A 20,318-nucleotide genomic window follows, 5' to 3' on the forward strand; every position below is an offset into this window, starting at 1 on the left:
TCCTAGTTCTACGCTACTGGCGGAAAGGGTTGTTCAGTATTGGTGAACGCTTGTTATATATAATTGGATATTGTTTAACGAAGTGCAAGCGTATTATGGCTTCAACAAGCTGATGAGTTCACAAGTTTAGTGAATTAAGTTTAAGAGAGGCTGACATGATTCAACGTATTAAATATAGATTAACAGGAGCTCCAACACCCATGGCTGGGTTAGCACTAGCAATCGCAAGCTTAGGCTGGTGCTGGGATGGCGTTTTAGTTGCACAAGGTATGTTGCACACTCCAGGCTTAGTGCAGTGGATCAGTGCAGGTATTGCAGCGGTATTGCTTCTTGTTTTAGCTGTGAAATTTTTGATTCATGGCCACCTATTACGTGAAGACCTTGCTCACCCTGTTGTCGGCAGTGTGGTACCAACATTTGCTATGGGGTGCATGGTGGTATCAGCATCTTTGGCGCCAATCTCTCAATTTTTACAAGAAGCGATGTGGCTCGCTTCGGTAGCGTTACATGTCGTGTTCTTGGTGAGCTTCTTATACCACAGAGCTAAAAACTTTGAGATTCACCACATGGTACCAAGCTGGTTTGTGCCACCGATCGGTATTATCGTGGCTGACGTGTCTTTCTCTGGTAATCCAGTTTTAGAGCCAGTAGCGAACGCGACTTTGGTATTTGGTTTATTGGTTTACGCTGTGATGCTACCACTGATGGTTTACCGTTTGATCTTCTCTCACGAAGTGCCAGATGCTGCAAAACCAACCATTGCAATTATGGCAGCACCAGCGAGCCTATCTTTGGCGGGTTACTTAACCGTTACTGCTAGCCCTTCACCAGTGATCATTGGTTTGCTTTTTGGTATTGCAGTGTTGATGACGTTTATTATCTACATCGCGTTCTTCAAACTACTTCGTCTGCCATTCAGCCCAGGCTATGCAGCGTTTACTTTCCCAATCGTGATTGGTGCAACTGCACTGTTTAAATTGGCGGCTTGGATGCAAGTACAAGGTGTTGAAGCTCACTACATCAGCCAAGTGTTCAATCTAGCGTACCTAGAACTGATTGTGGCAACCTTCGTCGTTGGTTATGTCGCTGTTCGTTACTACATGAACTACAAACCTCATCGTGTTTTAAGTGCGGTAGCCGGCAGATTGTAAAGGGCAATAGTTCAAAAGATAAACGGACCTTAAGCTTTCGGTATTTCATCAGCTTATATTCCTAATCCAAACTTAGCACTTATGCTAATCTGGCTTTATATTGTGGCAAGATTAGCGTGAGTGCACTTTGTTTACTGTTTACCATTCCAATAAAGTCGATACTTTAAAAATCCTTCTCGTTCACTTAATCAAAAGTGACCCTTTAGCCAATCCTTTCGAAAAAGAGCAGATCTTGGTTCAGAGCCCAGGTATGTCTCAATGGCTTAAGATGGAACTCGCCAAAGAGTTTGGCGTAGCAGCAAATATCGATTTCCCACTTCCAGCAACCTTCATTTGGGATATGTTTACCCAAGTGCTTCCTGATGTGCCTAAACGCAGTGCGTTTAACAAAGAAGCGATGACGTGGAAGCTGATGAGTTTGCTACCCGCTAAGCTTGACCACCCTGATTTCTTACCGCTGCAACGTTATCTTGAAAACGACGAAGATGATTCGAAGCTGTATCAATTAGCCGAGAAAATTGCCGATATCTTCGATGGCTACTTAGTGTATCGACCGGAGTGGATGGCGATGTGGGAAGCGGGGGAGCCCGTTGCTGAATTGGTCGATGATGAACGGCAGCAAGAGCACCCTTGGCAGCCAATTTTGTGGAAGGCACTCTATGATCAAACGCTGTCTCAAGGCCAATCAAAATACCACCGTGGCAATTTGTACCACGACTTCATTGAAGCGCTAGCTAATCAACAAGGTCAATTGCAGCATCTGCCTAAACGCTTATTTGTGTTTGGTATTTCTTCGTTGCCTCCTCGTTACATGGATGCCTTGAAAGCGCTGGGTGAGCAGATCGATGTACACCTGATGTTTACCAACCCTTGCCAGCATTACTGGGGCGATATTCGCGACCGTAAATATTTGGCAAGAGTTGAAGCGCAGCGTCGTAAGCAGTTTGCGTTGGTTGATGGTTTACCTCAGCTAGAAGGTGAAGTGTCACCATTGAAAGATGGTATTGAAGCCAACGTTGAAGATGAACTACACACCAGCCAAGCTGTGGGTAATAGTTTACTTGCGTCTATGGGGAAATTGGGCAGAGATAACCTGTTTTTACTATCTCAATCAGATAGCGAAGAGCATGAGTTCTTTATTGATGTTGAGAGGGATAACCTGCTTCATCAACTGCAAGCCGACATTCTCCAGTTAGAAGAGCATCAAGACGACCACATCTTAGATTCCAGCAACCATAAACAGGTGGTTGAGCTTGGCGATCGCTCGTTAACTGTACACGCTTGTCACAGCCCAATGCGCGAGGTGGAAGTTCTTCATGATCAGTTGTTGGCGATGTTTGATACCACCCCGACCCTGAAACCACGCGATATCATCGTGATGGTGTCTGACATTAATGCTTATAGCCCAGCGATTCAGGCAGTATTTGGTAATGCTCCGGGTGAGCGTTATATCCCTTACTCGATCTCTGATAGAACCGCAGACCAAGAAAGCCCAATTCTGACCGCTTTCATGCAGTTAGTCGCGCTACCGAATACGCGCTGCTTAGCCTCTGAGTTGCTAGAACTATTAGAAATTCCTGCGATGATGGCACGCTTTGGTATTGATGAATTCCAATTTGAGCAAGCCAAGCAATGGGTTGAAGAAGCGGGCATTCGTTGGGGTGTTGACGCTTCAACGGCGACAGAATTTGATCTACCTGCGACCGAGCAAAACACTTGGCTATTCGGTATCCAGCGCATGCTCTTAGGCTATGCGATGTCGGATTCCGCAGGTTTGTTTGAAACCGAACACTCTCCGATTGCTGCTTATAACGAAGTTCAAGGCATTAACGCCGAACTTGCTGGTAAGTTAGCGCACTTTATCGATCGTATCGCACATTACCGTCAACGCTTAACTGAAACCCAATCTATCGATATGTGGCGTGAAACCTTGCTGCAAATGATTGATGATTTCTTTGCGGTTGAACTAGAAGGCGAGGTGGTGCTCAAATCGATTCGCGATGCACTTTCGCAACTGAATGAACAGCTTGATGATGCCTTGTATGAACAAGAACTGTCGCCAAGCATTATCTACCAGTACCTCAATAATAAGTTATCTGGCGCGCGTATTAGCCAGCGATTCTTAGCTGGCCAAGTTAACTTTTGTACCTTGATGCCGATGCGTTCTATTCCGTTCAAAACCGTCTGCTTGTTAGGCATGAACGATGGTGTTTACCCTCGCTCAATGCCGCCAGAAGGTTTTGATCTAATGAACGGACGCACACGACCTGGCGATCGTTCTCGCCGTGATGATGACCGCTACCTATTCTTAGAGGCGATGCTGTCAGCGCAAGAATGTTTATACATCAGCTATGTCGGCCGCTCGATTCAAGATAATACCGAGCGAGTGCCGTCGGTATTGGTTTCAGAGTTGATCGAGTACTGCCAGCAGAACTACTGCTTAAGTGAAGACCAAGCGTTGCCAAGCGATGATTCTGGTATCAACCTGACTCAAGCGATCAGCTTTGAACACACCATGACACCGTTCAGCCCTGCGGCGTTTACTCAAGGTGATGCAAGCCATGTATTGAGTTATGCCAAAGAGTGGCTACCTGCGGCTAACCGTTCCGGTGAACGCAGTGGTGAATTCAATCGCGCTTTGGATGATTACTTGTTGGGTGCAACGTACCCGTTGGAATTGGATCTGGTTGAGTTACAGCGTTTTTGGCGTTTGCCAGTGCAGTACTTCTTTAATCGCCGTCTAAAAGTGGTGTTTGAGCCGCCACTTCCTGTGATGGAAGACGATGAGCCGTTCGTACTTAATGGTTTAGAGAGTTTCCAACTTAAAGATGCTTTACTGCAAGTGTTGCTGGACCACCCTGAAGGCGCAGACGAAGCAGTTCGATTGTTTGTCTCTGAGCAAAAAGCACAGGGTCGTTTACCGGTCGGCGCCTTTGGTGATATCGAATTTGAAACCAACCGTGTTCAAGCGGAAGACTTAGCCAAAGAGATTCGATTTGTGAGCGGATCACCGCAACAAGATCTCGAAGTTAACATCGAATTTGATGTGTTAGGCGAAGGTAAACCTGTTCGCTTGATGGGTTGGTTAACTCAAAACTATCAATCGGGTCTAGTGCGTTTCCGTAGCGGTAAAATACGCTCTCAAGATTATTTGGCAGCGTGGATTGATCATCTATGTTGTGCCGTCATGGGACACGGAAAAACGACTCATATTATTGGTTACGACAGAAAAGAGGGCGTGGTTCACCAAACGCTACAACCTATCGGCGATGCGCAGCAGGCGAAGAGTTTGCTGGCTGAGTTAGTGCGATTGTTTTATCAAGGCATGACAGCACCACTGCCTTACTTCCCGAAAACCGCGTTAGCTGGTGTTGAAGCGGGCTTTAGCCGCGGTAAATGGGTTGATGACGAAGAAAAGTCCCTAAAGAAAATGGCTGATACCTTTAATGACAGCTTCGCCTTTACTGGCGAGGGTCGAGATACTTACATCTCACGTATTTGGTCTAAGTGGGATGATGCTCTGGCTGCTGAGTCGCGAATGTATTCAACGCTTGTGCTGCAGGCCGCAAGACTCGCCGCTGCCGATCTTGAAGATCAGGAATAATCGGCAGTGATCAGCAAGATCACCAACAATATGCTTATCAAAGAGATGCGTTTGAATAAAAGCATGGGAAATAAAGAGTTAGATGTAAACTTGGTGTGCAGGGCTTATAAAATGACGAGAGGAAGTCGTTTATGAGGAATCAAGGTACAGGAAATAAAGTGGCCGCCAGTAAATCATTATTAGTGTAGGGCGTTCGCTGTACGGCCACAGGTCAGAGGGACCATTATTCAGTGGTTCAAAGTAACGCATGAGTATAAAACTCGTAGGCGCTCCTGAACTCGTGGGCGCATAGTAGCGAGGCGATCTGAATTGATCCGTGAGAGAGATCGCACTAACTATTAACAAATTGGCGTAGGACGTAAATTGAATGACATTTTCTACGCTAGGTCACATTTGTAACAACACATTTATCAGAAGGCAGTAAGGCATGACGACTACAAGCAGTGCTCAGGTAATCGTTCCACAAACACTTGATACCATGACGTTTCCACTTCATGGCGCGCGTTTAATTGAAGCATCAGCGGGTACGGGTAAAACATTTACTATTGCTGGCTTGTATTTACGTTTACTGCTCGGGCACGGTACTGCTGCGCCGCAAGGCGATCTGACGGAAGCTACTCGACACCATGAGCCGCTGACCGTAGACCAAATTCTGGTTGTGACTTTTACTGAAGCGGCAACCGCAGAGCTACGCGATCGTATTCGTGCGCGAATCCATGATGCACGTATTGCGTTTGCTCGTGGTCAAAGTGACGACCCAGTGATTGCTCCTCTCTTACAAGCCATCGATGATCATGCTGGTGCGGCGAAAACTCTGCTCAATGCTGAAAGACAAATGGATGAAGCGGCGGTATACACCATTCACGGTTTCTGTCAGAGAATGTTGACTCAGAATGCCTTCGAGTCTGGAAGCCGCTTTGATAATGAATTTGTGACCGATGAAAGCCATCTGAAAGCACAAGTGGTTGCCGACTATTGGCGTAAACAGTTTTATCCGTTACCCATTCAACTTGCAGGTGAGGTGCGAAATATTTGGGGTTCTCCCGCTTCGTTACTTGCCGATGTAAATCGCTATCTGACGGGCTCTCCGCTGAAATTGACGGTAGATGCGATGTCGGGAGACCTGCAAACTCTGCACAATCAAAACTTAGATAAAGTGAAGCAACTTAAGGCGTTGTGGTGTGAATCCGAAGCGGACTTTTTGGCTTTGATTTCTGGATCGGATGTGAATAAGCGCAGCTACACTAAGAAGTCTTTGCCGACTTGGTTAGAAGCCGTCACAGCATGGGCGCAAAGCGACACTCATGATTACCAGTTTCCAGATAAACTAGAGAAGTTCTCACAAGCAACGTTAATTGAAAAAACACCAAAAGGCACTGCACCTCAACACGCAGTTTTCGAAGCGATTGAAGACTTCTTAAATTCTCCAGCAGATCTAAAAGCTCCTTTGCTGGCACATGCGATTACTCATTGTCGAACTATGTTGGCTAAGGCTAAACAGCAGAAGCAGTGGTTATCGTTTGATGATTTGCTGACTCAGTTATCCGCGTCAATCGATATGGATGAGCAATCACTGCTGGTGGAGAGAATTCGCACCTTATATCCAGTAGCGATGATTGATGAATTCCAAGATACCGATCCGTTGCAATACAGTATTTTTAGCCGAATCTATTTAGATAATCCGCAATGCGGTTTGTTTATGATCGGTGATCCGAAGCAGGCAATTTACGGCTTCCGTGGCGCGGATATCTTTACCTACATTAAGGCGAGAAACCAAGTTAGTGCTCACTACACGCTGGGGACTAACTGGCGTTCGAGTGCTGACATGGTCAGTGCGGTAAACCAAGTGTTTATGAATTCGGATAGCCCGTTTATCTATGATCAAGATATTCCATTCTTACCTGTCGCAGCCAGCCCATCGGCTGACAAACGCCAGTGGGTGATGAATGGTGAAACTCAGCATGCATTGACCTTTTGGCTACAAGAAGCGGAAGATAAGCCATTATCGAAAGGCGAATATCACAAAGCCATGGCTGAGGCGACGGCGAGTCAAATTCAAACCATTCTGACCGCTTCTCAAAATCAACAAGCCTATTTTGATAACGGCAAAAAACAACATGCTGTGAATGCGGGTGATATTGCAGTCTTGGTTCGTACTGGTAGTGAAGGTCGCCTGATTAAGAACGCGTTGTCTGAACAAGGCATTGCAAGCGTGTATTTGTCTAACCGAGATAGCGTTTTCACCAGCTTGGTCGCACAAGATATTCAGCGTTTACTACAGGCGGTGCTGACACCTGAAAATGACCGTGCATTACGCGCCAGTTTAGCGTCGGAGTTGTTTGCTCTGGATGCCGCCTCATTGGATGAACTCAACAACGATGAAGTGGTTTGGGAAAACGTCGTTAACGAATTTCGAGAATATCGTAAGTTGTGGCTGCAACGTGGTGTGTTACCAATGCTTCGCAGTGTGATCAGTAAACGACATCTCGCGGAACGTTTACTGGAAGAAGAAAATGGTGAGCGCTCACTCACTGATTTAATGCACATTGGCGAATTGTTGCAACAAGCAAGGCAGGAACTCGACAGTGATTATGGCTTGCTGCGCTGGTTAGCAGAAGCGATTTCCGATGCTCAAAATGGTTTAGGTGGCAGTGAAGACGACATTCAACGCCTTGAATCAGAAAGAAACTTAGTTCAAATTGTTACTATTCATAAGTCGAAAGGCTTGGAATATGACCTCGTATTTTTGCCGTTCGTGGCGAGCTACCGAGAAGCGAGTGAAGGTAAATTCTACGACCATGACTCAGATACCACGGTACTTGATATTACGGGCAGTGATAGTGCTCTAGCACAAGCGGATAAAGAGCGATTGGCAGAAGATCTACGTTTGATTTACGTGGCGCTTACTCGTGCGGTTTATGGCTGTTTTATTGGTATGGCTCCTTTACGTAAAGGGCGCTCAACCAAAGAGCCGACCGGTGTTCACTTAAGTGCTATGGGCTATTTGGTTCAAAATGGACAGGAGCAAGGTATTGCCGAGTTGCATCAAGCTTTGTTAGTGATTGAGAGTAAGAATTCAAGCGTACTATTGTCTGAAACGCCTACCGCTCACGAACAAGTTTTTGTGCAAACAGAGCAAGTGAGTGACGACTTACAGGCCAGTGAACTCAAGGCTTCAATTGACCGATCTTGGCGTATTACCAGTTACTCAGGCTTAGTCAAACAGGGTAGTCACGGCGCGAGCCATGATGCGACCATTGAGGTGTCTGGTTTCGATATCGACTCAGCGGATGAACAAGACGAGTCGGAATTGATTGAACCGGAACGTTCTATATTCTCGTTCCCTCGCGGTGCTCGCCCAGGTACCTTCTTACATACCTTGTTTGAGGATGTTGAATTTACCGAGCCAGCAACCAGCGAACATAACACGCAAGTAATCACTCACTTATTAGAATCAGAGCAATACGAAATAGAGTGGTTACCTGTACTTCAACAACTGGTCGATACGGTGCTGAACACCGCGTTAGATGGTAAGGACTTAAAGCTAAGCAAGAAAGACTCAACGCAACGATTGGTCGAGATGGAGTTCTTGTTGCCGATAGAAGTGTTGGCCGCATCTGAGCTCAATCAAACCATTCAGTATCATGATCCCTTGTCGGCCAAGGCGGGCGACCTAGGTTTCCAAACCGTGCAAGGCATGCTGAAAGGCTTCATCGATTTAGTGTTTGAGCATCAAGGTAAATACTATGTACTCGACTGGAAATCGAACCATCTAGGTGATGATGTTGCCGTCTATCATGGTGAGGCATTGAAATCGGCGATGGCCGACCATCGCTATGATCTGCAATATCAAATCTATGCGTTGGCATTGCATCGCTTTTTACGCAGCCGCGTTGCTGACTACAGTTATGAGCAACATTTCGGTGGGGTTTATTACTTGTTCTTAAGAGGAATGGACGGCCAATCTCAACAAGGTATTTTCTCGGCTAAACCAACCTTGGCTTTGCTCGATGAAATGGATCAATTGATTGACGGTAAAGTGATAGACAGACGTTCAGCACAATTGAATGACGATGAAACTGGACAGATGGGGCTTTTATAATGACAACGACCACTAATACCAGCATAGAGACAGCGAACTCAGTTAAGCCAGTTTCACTTATCCCTGAGCAACTCATGGATGTATTAAAGTTCCTCGCTGATAGGGGCTCAATTCGTCAGTTGGATTATCAATTTGCCCGTTTTATTGCTCAGCAAGCCGCGGCTCACTCTCAAGAAGTCGGTTTTCTCGCAGGGGTGGTGAGCCATGAATTAGGCAAGGGGCATATCTGTACTCAGCTTATACAGCAGTATACGGTAGGCCCTGAACAAACGGCGGATCTTGCTCAGTTACTTGGGTTGTACGGTGAAACGGCACTGCAACTGAATCAAAAGTTATTAGGTATTGATTGGGTGGCGGTACTTCAATCGTCAAACCTAGTTGGCACAACTAATGATTGCGTTAAGCCGCTGATGTTTGATGGACAGCGAGTTTATTTACAGCGCTATTGGAACTACGAAGTTGTGTTGGCTGAAACGTTAAACCGTCTAAGTAATCCAGTCGAGTTCAATATTGAACAGAAGAAGGCGCTCACTGAAACGCTGAATCAGTTATTCGCACGCAGTTATCACTTTTTGTTTAACGTATTAGCCAAGGCTGGTTCGAGTCAACAAACCTCTCAGGTGTTACGCCAACAGTTGGTGTGTGACCATCTCGATATCGTTGATGAACAGGCTCTAGATTGGGGCGCGATCGACCAAGTGATTGTTCAAGCCAAGCAAGTAATGGATCTAGAGGTGTTGGATAGCCTAGTGCCGTTATCCGTCTGTTTGAACTGGCAAAAGGTCGCAGCAGCAGTGGCGTTAAGTCGTCGTTTTGCTGTGATTTCTGGTGGGCCGGGTACTGGTAAAACGACCACGGTAACCAAATTACTGTCGGCTATGGTCGAGCAATCGTTAAGCCAAGGTAAAACACCGACGATCAAGCTGGTGGCACCGACAGGTAAGGCGGCGGCACGTTTAACAGAGTCGATTGGCAAAGCGATTGAGCAGCTGCCTTTAGCGCCTGAAGTAAAAGCCAACATACCAACGGAATCGAGTACTTTACACAGATTACTCGGCGCGATCCCTAATCGAGCGGAGTTTAGACACAACCGACGTAATCCACTTCACCTTGATATCTTGGTGGTGGATGAAGCTTCGATGGTCGACTTATCCATGATGTATAAGCTGGTGGATGCACTCCCTGAACACGCAAGGCTTATCTTGTTGGGGGATAAAGACCAACTCGCTTCCGTTGAAGCGGGCGCGGTGTTAGGTGATATCTGCTCGTTTAATTCAACAGGCTACAGCACAGCGCAAGGTAATTTGATTGCAGAGATGACCGGTTTTGACGCGATAGCTAATACAGGGCAGGTCAAAGCTGGATCGGTTAACCCTCCTGCGATTGCAGATAGCTTGTGTATGCTGCAGAAGAGTTATCGTTTCGATGCTCGTTCAGGTATCGGGCAGTTGGCAAAAGCAATCAATAACGGCTCTGCTAATCAGGTCGATCAAGTGTTTGCTAAAGGATTTGGAGACATTGAAAATCACCCGCTGTCGAGTGATAGCTATAACTTGATGCTGCGTACCTTAGTTAATGAGTATGGTGAGTATCTCAATAGAATGAATGTTCCTTTAAACGAGTTAGAGACTCAAGAAGCGCGAGCTAAATCGGTTCTCGATTTGTTCAGCAAATGTCGATTGCTGTGCTCCGTTCGTGAAGGCGATTTTGGTGTTAAAGGTTTGAATAACAGGATCGAAAGAGCGCTAGCAGCAAGACGTTTGGTGAATCCGCACAATGACGAATTGTGGTATCACGGGCGACCAGTAATGGTAACGCGTAATGACCATGGTTTAGGTTTATATAATGGTGATATTGGTATCTGCATGCTTGAGGCCGATTCCAGTAGTGCTTCTTATGATATTTCCCATTCAATAGCTGCGAGTTCTGCGCCTAGATTGAAGGTGTATTTTGAATTGCCGGATGGCAGCGTGAAAGCGGTGCTTCCAAGCCGAGTTCCCGATCATGAAACGGCTTATGCGATGACGATTCACAAATCTCAGGGTAGCGAATTTGATTTGACCTTAATGATCCTGCCGCCAGATTTTAGCCCCATTCTAACGCGAGAGCTTATCTATACCGGTATTACGCGTGCAAAGAAACGATTGATGATGTTCAGTGATACCAATGTACTAAAACGTGGTATTAAAGTGAAAACAGAGCGAGTTAGCGGTTTAGGAAGTCGTTTAACCGGCTAACAGTCAGTAGTTTTAGCGAAGGTGTTTCTGGAAGTAAAACGACGAAATAGCAGGGTAGAGTGTATACACAAAGCAACCATCCCTGGTTGCTTTGAGCGTGTTAGGAATCAGTGCCTAAAAACGCTCGAGTAAACGATATATGGTTTATTTTGTACTTTGCTTGGCAATTCAAAATAAACTCTTTGAGGTTCTCGCTCACAGGGAACACGCAGTGTACGTCTAGCCCTTCTAAGAATTGGTTATCAGCCATATCCCAAAAACTTTGCAGCGAGTTACAAACAATGGTTCTCATATCAATGTTGCTCTTTTTGCTGTTTATACTAACGGCAGAGCTACTGCTAGCGTGCTGACCGTTAACGGGTATAGCAATCCGTGCAGTTACCATCTCAAGAAGTCGATATGACTATCGAGATGGCAATTCCTATAAAAACATTTGTTAATATTATTAAAGCGCTTAAATTCTATACAATTATTCGTGTGAGTGAAAGTGCATACTTAATAAAACTCTTATAGTAAACGATTACATTTGCAATTAATTTACGATCAAACTGAGATTCTGGTCCAAAACTTTATTTACACGTTTAACGCTAAGATCTTTGAGTTTCTCTGATAGTTGTATAGACCCTGTTTTTCCATCGGTAACTCATCAACACCTATCTCGTAAAAACCCTGTTCTCGGAACCAATGAAGGCTGTGTGTGGTAAGAACAAAGATCTGGTCGATGTCTCGCGACTTGGATTGATGACGCATATAATCGAGCAGTAATTGCCCACGGTTTCCATCGCGGTAGTCAGGGTGGATAGCAACACACGCCATCTCTGCCATATGATCTTCGGGATAAGCATATAGTGCAGCGCAGCCAATAATCAGACCGTCTTTTTCAATGATGGTAAAACGATGGACTTCTTGTTCTAACTGCTCTCTTGAGCGACGAACGAGAATACCTTGTTCTTCAAGCGGGCGAATAAGATCAAAGATACCACCGATGTCATCAATCTGAGCTTGTCTGACTTGCTCGGCACTCGCCATGACCACTTGGGTTCCAATACCGTCGAAAGAGAACAGCTCTTGGATTAATGCGCCATCCACTTTGTAGCTGATTAAGTGACAACGAGGCACACCAGCACGACAAGCAGAGATTGCACCTTTCAGGAATCGAAGTGTGCCAGTGCTCATGTCTTCGGCAGGGTTTTGAGATTGAGTTAAGCGTTCTAGAATTTGTTTTGCGTCTGTGGGGAAAAGTTCGGCGAGTACATTACCGTTTTGATCCGTTACCCCTTGCTCAGAGCAAAAACCAATCAGCTTGTCGGCTTTTAAACGAATGGCTACTTGAGTTGCGACTTCTTCAGAAAGTAGGTTGAAGCTTTCACCAGTCACGGAGCTAGCAATAGGCCCAAGCAGGACGATGGAGCCTTGGTCGAGTGTACGATTAATCCCTTCAATATCGATTCGACGGATACGTCCGCTGTGACAGTAATCCGTGCCATCATCAACGCCCAATGGCTGAGCGGTAATAAAGTTGCCACTCATTACGTTGAGTTGAGTGCCCGCCATTGGCGTGTTGTTCAGGCTCATTGAAAGCCGAGCTGTGATGGCAAGTTGTAATTGCCCCGCTGCCTGCATAGCAACACCCAGAGAATATTCATCGGTGACTCTGATATTCTTGTGATAAGGCGTATGACAATCTTGTTTTGCTAACAGTTGGTTGATCTGCGGTCTTGCGCCATGAACAAGAACAATCTTGACCCCAAGACTGTGGAGTAGGGCAATATCACTAATAATGTTGCCAAAGTTTCTATCGGCAACGGCTTCGCCTCCCAGCATAATTACCATGGTCTTGCCACGGTGAGCATTTACGTAAGGGGTTGATTGTCTGAAACCTTTTACTAGCGCTGTACTTCTTAATTTCACAGAACAAGTCCATTTTGTTTATTTATTCGGTAATTTAGCATTTAAATTCAGATTTAAACAACACCTTTTTGGAATAAAGCGCAAACTATGCTCATCTAGGGTTCATTATATAAACGGTCTCAGTGTAGAATGCGCATAGCATCTTTATGAGTAGTTACCGAATGCAACAAGCTCCAACAACAAAGAACAAAATCGACGAGATAACCACAGGTCTCTACAGTGAGGCAGAACAACGCAACCAATCTAAGTTTAAGCGTAAGATCATCGAGCGCTGTCTCATGGTTTTGGCACTGGTCGGTTCGTTCGCAGTGGTGTCACTTTTTGGTGATGTGATCACTCGATTGCAAGATTCAGCAACGCCAAATCACTTGCTTTATGGTACTTGGATTGAACAAGATGTTGCGCATTACGCGACGGATGAGTTCGTACTGAATGCTAATGGTGTGTCAGTTCGTGGGTCTGTTGTTTCGACGAGCTTTGACTTTGACGGTCGCTACTTTGAATATAAGGCGGGTGATCAAACGTATCGTTTCCGCATGACCAATTCTGACAATACAGAAATGGTGCTCGATTCTGACAGTCACTATAATCCTGTCTTTCGCCTTAAAGGCCATATCGTTCACTCAGTCCGATAGGTTATCTTACTGTAAACTCTTACAATCTAAGATTGTTTTATCTGACTGTTTTTGTCATCCTCGATGCATAGAATTTTTAGGATGACTCTTGTGATTAAAAAATGGCTTCCCCTTGTTGCCGCCTCTGTACTATTTGGCTGTGCTCAACCTACCGATCTTGCCCAACAACATCTTGATGATGAATTTCCTCGCACCTTAAATAAGGTCGATCAGGTTGAATCTAATAAACCAAGAGACTACACCGCGTTTGCCGAACAAGCTGAGATGGTGGTATCTAAATCCCCTTCGATGGCAAAAATCTATGAGCCGCTTTATCAGCAGCTCAATGAGTGGGCGTTGCAAAGTGGTGATCCAAGCCAACTGGCCAACTTTGGCGTTCAAACTGCTCAACTTGGTGGTGGCGATAAGCAAGGCAATGTTTTGTTCACGGGCTACTTCTCTCCTGTGATGGAATTACGCCATGAAGCGAATGAAGAGTATCGATTCCCTGTTTATGGGCTTCCTGATTGTGATAAAGATTGTCCGACTCGTGAAGAGATCTACAACGGTGCATTAGAAGGCCAAGGTCTTGAACTTGGCTACGCTGCTAACCGAATCGACCCATTTATGATGGAAGTACAAGGCAGTGGCTTTGTGCATTTTGGCGATGATGACACGCTTAAGTATTTCGCATACGCGGGTAAGAACAATAAGGCTTACGTGAGTATTGGCCGTGTTCTGATCGAACGAGGCTTAGTTCCGCGTGAGAAGATGTCGCTGAAAGCAATCAAAGAATGGGTATTGGCGAACGAGTCAGAGGTGGTGAAAGAGCTGCTTGAGCAAAACCCATCTTTCGTTTTCTTTAGCGCAAGAGATGACTTGTCGGTAATCGGTAGCGCAGGCATTCCATTGTTACCAATGGCCGCAGTTGCGGGTGATCGCTCTATCTTACCAATGGGAACTCCGATTCTTGCAGAGGTACCACTATTAAATGCTGACGGTACTTGGAGCGGTGCACACCAACTAAGACTGTTACTAGTTTTAGATACCGGTGGCGCGGTTAAGCAGAACCACTTGGATCTCTACCACGGCATGGGGCCAAGAGCAGGTACTGAAGCGGGTCATTACAAGCATTTTGGTCGAGTGTGGAAGCTGGGTCTAGATGGCAGCGCGACCGAAGCGCCTTGGGCTTTGCCTCCTGAGAAGGTTGAGTAAACGACAATAAAATTGGGCATTGAAAGCGAATCGCTAATCCCCTAGACTTTTTATTCAAGAGTGCGTATAAAACGCACTCTTTTCTTTTTCTCAGAAATAAATTGGCGGCAACAATGCGTGAATTGACCACTCCAGCTTCAGAAAACTATGACCAACGATTTGGTGGCACTCGTCGCCTATATGGCAATAGTGAAGTCGACATACTTAGAGCGGCACACGTGTGTGTTATCGGTATTGGTGGCGTGGGTTCATGGGCTGTTGAAGCGCTTGCTCGTACTGGTTTAGGTGAGCTGACGTTGATCGATATGGATGACGTGTGCGTGACTAACATCAACCGTCAGATCCACGCTATGTCGGGTACGATTGGTAAGAGCAAAATCGAAGTGATGGCTGAGCGCGTTAAGTTGATTAACCCTGAGTGTAAAGTGAACCTGATAGACGATTTTATTGGTCCTGACAATCAGTCTGAATACTTGTCGAAAGAGTTCGATTTTGTTCTCGATGCGATTGATAGCATGAAAGCTAAGGCTTCGCTGTTGGCGTATTGTCGTAGCAACAAAATCAAAGTGATCACCACGGGTGGCGCGGGTGGCCAAGTCGACCCAACTCAAATTAAAGTGGCTGATCTGACTAAGACGATTCAAGATCCGCTAGCGAAGAAACTGAAAGACACATTACGTCGTCACCACAACTTCCCTACAAATCCTGCGCGTAAGTTCGGTATCGACTGTGTGTTCTCGACAGAACAGTTGAAATACCCGCAAGCTGACGGCAGTGTATGTGCTGCGAAAGCGACAGCCGAAGGGCCAAAACGAATGGATTGTGCAACAGGTTTTGGTGCTGCAACGGTGGTAACAGCGACCTTTGGTTTTGTTGCTGTTTCACGTATCGTAGAAAAGATCATTCAAAAGCACAGTAAGTAACTCGTTACTTTACGCTTACTAAGAATTTACTGGACATAAAAATGACGTCATTTCCAAGTTCTCCATTCGGCACTGAAATTACCAGTGATGATATCGTCGCGAAGATGCAGACATTTAGCGGCTGGGAAGACCGTTATCGCCAGGTGATTCAATGGGGTAAGAAACTGCCAATGATGCCCGATGAACTGAAAAGTGAACAGGTGATTGTCTCCGGCTGTGAAAGCCAAGTGTGGTTAGTTTCTCAAAATATCGACGGTGTTTGGTATTTTTGTGCTGATTCTGATGCTCGTATCGTACGCGGTCTGATTGCATTAGTGATGGCTGCGTATGATGGAAAAACATCAAATCAGGTTCAAGCGTTTGATATTGATGGTTATTTTGAAAAAATTGGTTTAATTACCCACCTTAGCCCATCTCGCGGGAACGGATTAAAAGCGATTGTTGAGCAAATCAAGAACCTCGCTAAATCATAATTGTCTCCACACATTTTTATCGTAGTGCTTTAAAGAGATTCCAGATACTTCGTTCCTCAGTTCTGGAATGACGGTTTCTAACTGTGTTTTGTCATTCCCTAAAGCGACGAAGGAGCGCAATAGGGAATCTCATTTGGATGATATCGCTATTAGATATTCCTGACACTTCGCTCCTCAGTTCTGGAATGACGAATTCTAACTGTGTTTCGTCATTCCCTAAAGCGACGAAGGAGCGTAATAGGGAATCTAGTTTGGATGGTCTGCTATTTGAGGTTTCAGATACTTCGTTCCTCAGTTTTGGAATGACGATTTCTAACTCAGTCTCGCCACTCCCTAAAGCATATCAACGGCTTTTTCTATCGCTGCTACGAGCTTTTCGACGTCATCCATGTTGTTGTAAATACCAAATGAAATTCGCACGGTTCCTTTTACGTTGAGCGCATCCATTAATGGGTGTGCACAGTGGTGGCCTGCACGAACTGCGATACCTTGCTGATCCAATAACGTCGCGATGTCTTGATGGTGAACGCCATCCATTACAAACGTAATCACACTAGAATTTGGTTTATAACCAAGGATCTGGATGTCGTCCAACTGGATTAGGGCTTGATAGGTTTTCTGTTGTAGCTGGTGGATATGATTTTCGACATCTTGCTGTGCAAAACCACTTAACCATTCTATTGCAGTACTTAATGCTATCGCTCCCGCCACATTTGGCGTGCCCGCTTCGAATTTGCCAGGCAGTTCTGAAAAAGTAGTGCCAGAGAAAGAGACACGCTCAACCATTTTGCCACCGCCGTGCCAAGGTGGCATCGCTTCGAGCAATTCAAGCTTGCCGTAAAGTACACCGATACCCGCAGGGGCGTAGAGCTTGTGCCCTGAGAATACGTAGAAATCCGCACCTAAAGCAGCAACATCAACGGGCTCGTGTACGATGCCCTGTGCGCCATCGACCACAACAATCGCATCCATCTTGTGTGCTTTCTCTATGACAGCTTCAATCGGCTGACGAGAACCCGTTACGTTGGTTATCTGAGCTAATGCAACAATCTTGGTTTGTTGATTTAAAAGTGCATCAAACGCAGTTAGGTCAAATTCGCAATCGGGTGTCATCGGTACTTTAACGACTTTAGCACCGGTTTGCTCAGCCACAATTTGCCAAGGCACAATGTTGGCGTGATGCTCCATTTCACTGACTAAGATCTCATCGCCAGGTTGAAGGGTGCTTCTAGCGTAAGTTTGAGCGATCAGGTTAAGTGCTTCGGTGGCACCGCGAGTCCAAATGATCTCTTTTGACGATGTCGCGCCAATAAACTGTGCGACTTTGTCTCTGGCCGCTTCAAATTGACTGGTTGCTTGCGCGGTTAAGCTGTGGCTACCACGGTGAACATTGGCATTCTGCTTAGAGTAATATTGGCTAATGGCATCAATAACTACCTGAGGTTTTTGTGTGGTTGCCGCGCTGTCTAAGTAAATCAACGGTTGTTGGTTGATGGTTTGTGATAGCGCAGGAAACTGCTCTCGGATGTGATTGATATCAAGCATCTATTATTACCTAAATCTTGGAAATTGGTGCCAGCGTTACGCTGAGCGGTATCGTTATTTTATCGCGACTTGTTAAGCGTTGCTGACTAATCTTGATGATTCCAGCTATTTTCTCGTTCTTTAACCATTGCGAACAGCTTTTGGTTAGCGGGCACTTCTATTTGATGCTTAAGCGCAGTCTTTATAAGGTGCCCAGTAATGAAGTCGATCTCAGTCTTTCTTTGATAGAACATATCTTGCTTCATTGAAGAGTTGTTCTGTGCAGTGGCGTAAATAACCTTGTTGACGCTTGCTTCTAACTCATCAAATGAACAAGCAATACTTTCCGCCTGCATTACTTGCGTGAGTTCGTGAACGATGGAGTTTAGCGTTTCGCTGAAGTGTTGATCGGCCAGTTTCCCATTCTTGACCTGTTCCAATCCTGTCAGTGGGTTAATAGCGCAATTGATGGCGAGCTTAGTCCAAAGCGCAGTTTTTATCTCAGGGTTCCAATTCACGGTCGGTAGAGCGTGTTCCAACACATTAACCAAAAAAGTGCATTGCTGACCTTTGAGGTTAAATGCTCCCAGCTGAGTTTGACCTAACCCTGTGTGAGAGACACTGTTACGGTCGGGTTTAAAGGCTGCTTGGGTGGTGGTCGCCAATACTACAGGATGAGCATCAATTTGAGCGGCTATCTCGTCTACTGCTCCCATTCCGTTGTGCATGAACATCAGAATGGTGTCAGGGTCGAGATATTGAAGTAACGGAGTGGTGGCTTCTTTTACTTGCCAAGCCTTGACCGTGACGATCACTAAGTCACTCGCAGATAGCTTTTTGATACTGTTGTTACGGAAGGAAAGTGAATCTTGCTCATCCAATGATAGGTCTATAGAGGTGTCAGAAGAACGACTCCACAAAGAGACATTATGACCAGCTTGAAGTAGTTTTATGGCCCACAAAGAACCAATAGCTCCGGGTCCAACAATCGTGATGTTCACAGCAATACCGAGATAAGAAAGTGATGCTGCAAGGATAGCGAGGCATTAAATGAAAGCAATAAAAAATGGCACCCGAGGGTGCCATTTAGGAAGTTTTCTTAGAAGTTCGATTAGAACTTGTAAGTTACCGCAACGTAGTGACCTACGCCAGAAGAGTCTGCTTGTGAAGTCGCATCCCACGGAAGGTCTGCGCCATCTTCAAAACCGTATACATCGCTGTATAGTTTTAGACCGTAACCAACTGCGAAACGATCTGAGTGCCAGTAGATACCGTTGAACATTGCGCCGCCGTTGCTTACTTGAGCGTACTCATCTTTCATACCGAATTGGTAATCAATGTAACCTTGGTAAGAGATGAATGAACCGTTCTCGAAGAAGTAGAATGGTTTGAACCAGTTAGTCGAGATTTGGAAACCGTTCCAATCTTTAACACCTGAATCGTATGTACCGTAAAGGTTTAGACCCATTTTACCGAACCATGGAACCATTACGTCAGAACCTAGACCAACTTTCTGAGTGTTAACACCACCGTTGTTACCATCCCACTCGAAAAGAGTTGAAAGGTATAGTTCTTCAACTGGACCGAAAGAAAGGTCTTTGCCAGTTAGGCCGTCAAGAGACATACGAGGAGCAAACTTCATGAAGATTTTGCCATCTTTGTCTGCTTTGTCGCTGCTTGAGTCTGATGTTAGGTTAAATACATCAACATAGCCGTAAAGATCGAAGATTCCAGAGCGACCACCAAATTCCATCTCTAGGTAATCATGAGTAGATTCATAAGGACCTTTCTCGTTGATTGCACCCATGATGTTGAACTGCATCCACTTGTAATCATTTTTGTGGATGTCGCCGTCAGAATAATCCGCTGCCATTACTGGAGCAGAAGTTGCTGCAAGTAGGCCAAGAGTTAAAAGTGATTTACGCATAATGGAACTCTCTATGTTTGAAATAAGTAACCCGCTAATCCGTGCGTGTTTATATGTCCGAATGCCGAGCATAATAGCGATTTTGTTCTCAAATAAAAGTGAGACGGAGTGAAAATTGCAATTATTATAGTGAGCTTGATCACACTAATGATCTAAATGATGGAACTTTAATGCATTAATGCATCTTGATGCACTTTGGATTCTATTGATTTTGTGAGATATGATTATTTTGTAGATAAATAGGTGAAATACTGCGCTAAGCAAACGATTATACTAAATAGAGTGATATGCATATCAAAATCAACAGGATTCTTTTCTAAGTATATTCTCACTAAAAATCACGCATTCAGTCCGCGGATCAACTCCGTCTTTGAATTATTTCTGACCACAAATATGGGGTTCTTTGCTATCGATCCAGCATTAAGAGATATGAAATTCAAAGGTAACGTAGATGGTATTTGTATTGTAGCGAGAGCGTATTACTTGACCCTTACCGTTGCAAAAGCTTCATCTACTGGCACGATTGACGTTGCGCCCATTACTTTATCTGACGGTGTTGTTTATCAAGAGGTGGCGATTGTTGATTTGATGGGAACTGGGTTTAACTTGACCTTCAGTGGCACAACAGACTAAACGT

At 45.2% G+C, this 20,318-nt stretch carries 14 protein-coding genes; 9 read left to right on the forward strand and 5 right to left on the reverse strand.

The annotated features are described in order from the left end of the window. Nucleotides 1–200 precede the first annotated feature (200 nt). The 4 genes from ITG09_03910 (at nt 201) to recD (ending at nt 11,094) form a co-directional block, all read left to right on the forward strand. Nucleotides 201–1,151, forward strand: a complete 951-nt coding sequence (locus ITG09_03910) for a TDT family transporter (protein UPR53582.1) — start codon at nt 201–203, stop codon at nt 1,149–1,151. Nucleotides 1,152–1,278: 127 nt separating this feature from the next. Next, a complete protein-coding gene (gene recC / locus ITG09_03915) occupies nt 1,279–4,755 on the forward strand; it encodes an exodeoxyribonuclease V subunit gamma (GenBank protein UPR52802.1) in 3,477 nt (1,158 codons plus the stop codon). 427 nt (nt 4,756–5,182) lie between these two features. Then, complete coding sequence (recB, locus tag ITG09_03920) at nt 5,183–8,857, forward strand: exodeoxyribonuclease V subunit beta (GenBank protein ID UPR52803.1); 3,675 nt, start codon at nt 5,183–5,185, stop codon at nt 8,855–8,857. Continuing rightward, entirely contained in the window at nt 8,854–11,094 is a 2,241-nt protein-coding gene (gene recD / locus ITG09_03925; GenBank protein UPR53583.1) for an exodeoxyribonuclease V subunit alpha, read from the forward strand. The genes recB and recD overlap by 4 nt, the downstream gene beginning before the upstream one ends. A 100-nt stretch (nt 11,095–11,194) precedes the next feature. Here recD and ITG09_03930 read toward each other — a convergent pair whose 3' ends face one another. Next, nucleotides 11,195–11,386: a hypothetical protein gene (locus ITG09_03930; GenBank protein ID UPR52804.1), complete on the reverse strand. Its 192-nt coding sequence runs from the start codon at nt 11,384–11,386 to the stop codon at nt 11,195–11,197. Between the two features lie 281 nt (nt 11,387–11,667). Continuing rightward, nucleotides 11,668–13,005 (reverse strand): amino-acid N-acetyltransferase, encoded by a 1,338-nt coding sequence (gene argA / locus ITG09_03935; protein ID UPR52805.1) that lies wholly within the window; start codon nt 13,003–13,005, stop codon nt 11,668–11,670. A 161-nt stretch (nt 13,006–13,166) separates the two neighbouring features. Between argA and ITG09_03940 the strand changes: the two genes are divergently transcribed. The 4 genes from ITG09_03940 (at nt 13,167) to csdE (ending at nt 16,230) form a co-directional block, all read left to right on the forward strand. Beyond that, nucleotides 13,167–13,640, forward strand: a complete 474-nt coding sequence (locus ITG09_03940; GenBank protein ID UPR53584.1) for a DUF2850 domain-containing protein — start codon at nt 13,167–13,169, stop codon at nt 13,638–13,640. Between the two features lie 81 nt (nt 13,641–13,721). Continuing rightward, nucleotides 13,722–14,834: a murein transglycosylase A gene (gene mltA / locus ITG09_03945; GenBank protein ID UPR52806.1), complete on the forward strand. Its 1,113-nt coding sequence runs from the start codon at nt 13,722–13,724 to the stop codon at nt 14,832–14,834. Nucleotides 14,835–14,947: 113 nt separating this feature from the next. Then, the gene (gene tcdA / locus ITG09_03950; protein ID UPR52807.1) at nt 14,948–15,757 is read left to right on the forward strand and encodes a tRNA cyclic N6-threonylcarbamoyladenosine(37) synthase TcdA; all 810 of its coding nucleotides are present in this window, start codon (nt 14,948–14,950) and stop codon (nt 15,755–15,757) included. Nucleotides 15,758–15,798: 41 nt separating this feature from the next. Continuing rightward, a complete protein-coding gene (gene csdE, locus ITG09_03955; GenBank protein UPR52808.1) occupies nt 15,799–16,230 on the forward strand; it encodes a cysteine desulfurase sulfur acceptor subunit CsdE in 432 nt (143 codons plus the stop codon). Between the two features lie 333 nt (nt 16,231–16,563). Here the strand turns inward: csdE and csdA are convergent, their stop codons facing one another. The 3 genes from csdA to ITG09_03970 form a co-directional block, all read right to left on the reverse strand. Further along, entirely contained in the window at nt 16,564–17,775 is a 1,212-nt protein-coding gene (csdA, locus tag ITG09_03960; GenBank protein UPR52809.1) for a cysteine desulfurase CsdA, read from the reverse strand. Nucleotides 17,776–17,861: 86 nt separating this feature from the next. Beyond that, nucleotides 17,862–18,755 carry a 2-dehydropantoate 2-reductase gene (gene panE, locus ITG09_03965; protein ID UPR52810.1) on the reverse strand — a complete coding sequence of 298 codons (894 nt, stop codon included), beginning with the start codon at nt 18,753–18,755 and terminating at the stop codon, nt 17,862–17,864. A gap of 110 nt (nt 18,756–18,865) precedes the next feature. After that, on the reverse strand, nt 18,866–19,681 hold the full coding sequence (locus ITG09_03970; protein UPR52811.1) for an outer membrane protein OmpK: 816 nt from the start codon (nt 19,679–19,681) through the stop codon (nt 18,866–18,868). Between the two features lie 393 nt (nt 19,682–20,074). Here ITG09_03970 and ITG09_03975 point away from each other — a divergent pair, with 393 nt between their 5' ends. Then, complete coding sequence (locus ITG09_03975; protein UPR52812.1) at nt 20,075–20,314, forward strand: hypothetical protein; 240 nt, start codon at nt 20,075–20,077, stop codon at nt 20,312–20,314. The last annotated feature ends 4 nt before the right edge of the window (nt 20,315–20,318 follow it).

Source organism: Vibrio cyclitrophicus (genome assembly GCA_023206055.1).
Lineage (GTDB): Bacteria > Pseudomonadota > Gammaproteobacteria > Enterobacterales > Vibrionaceae > Vibrio > Vibrio cyclitrophicus_A.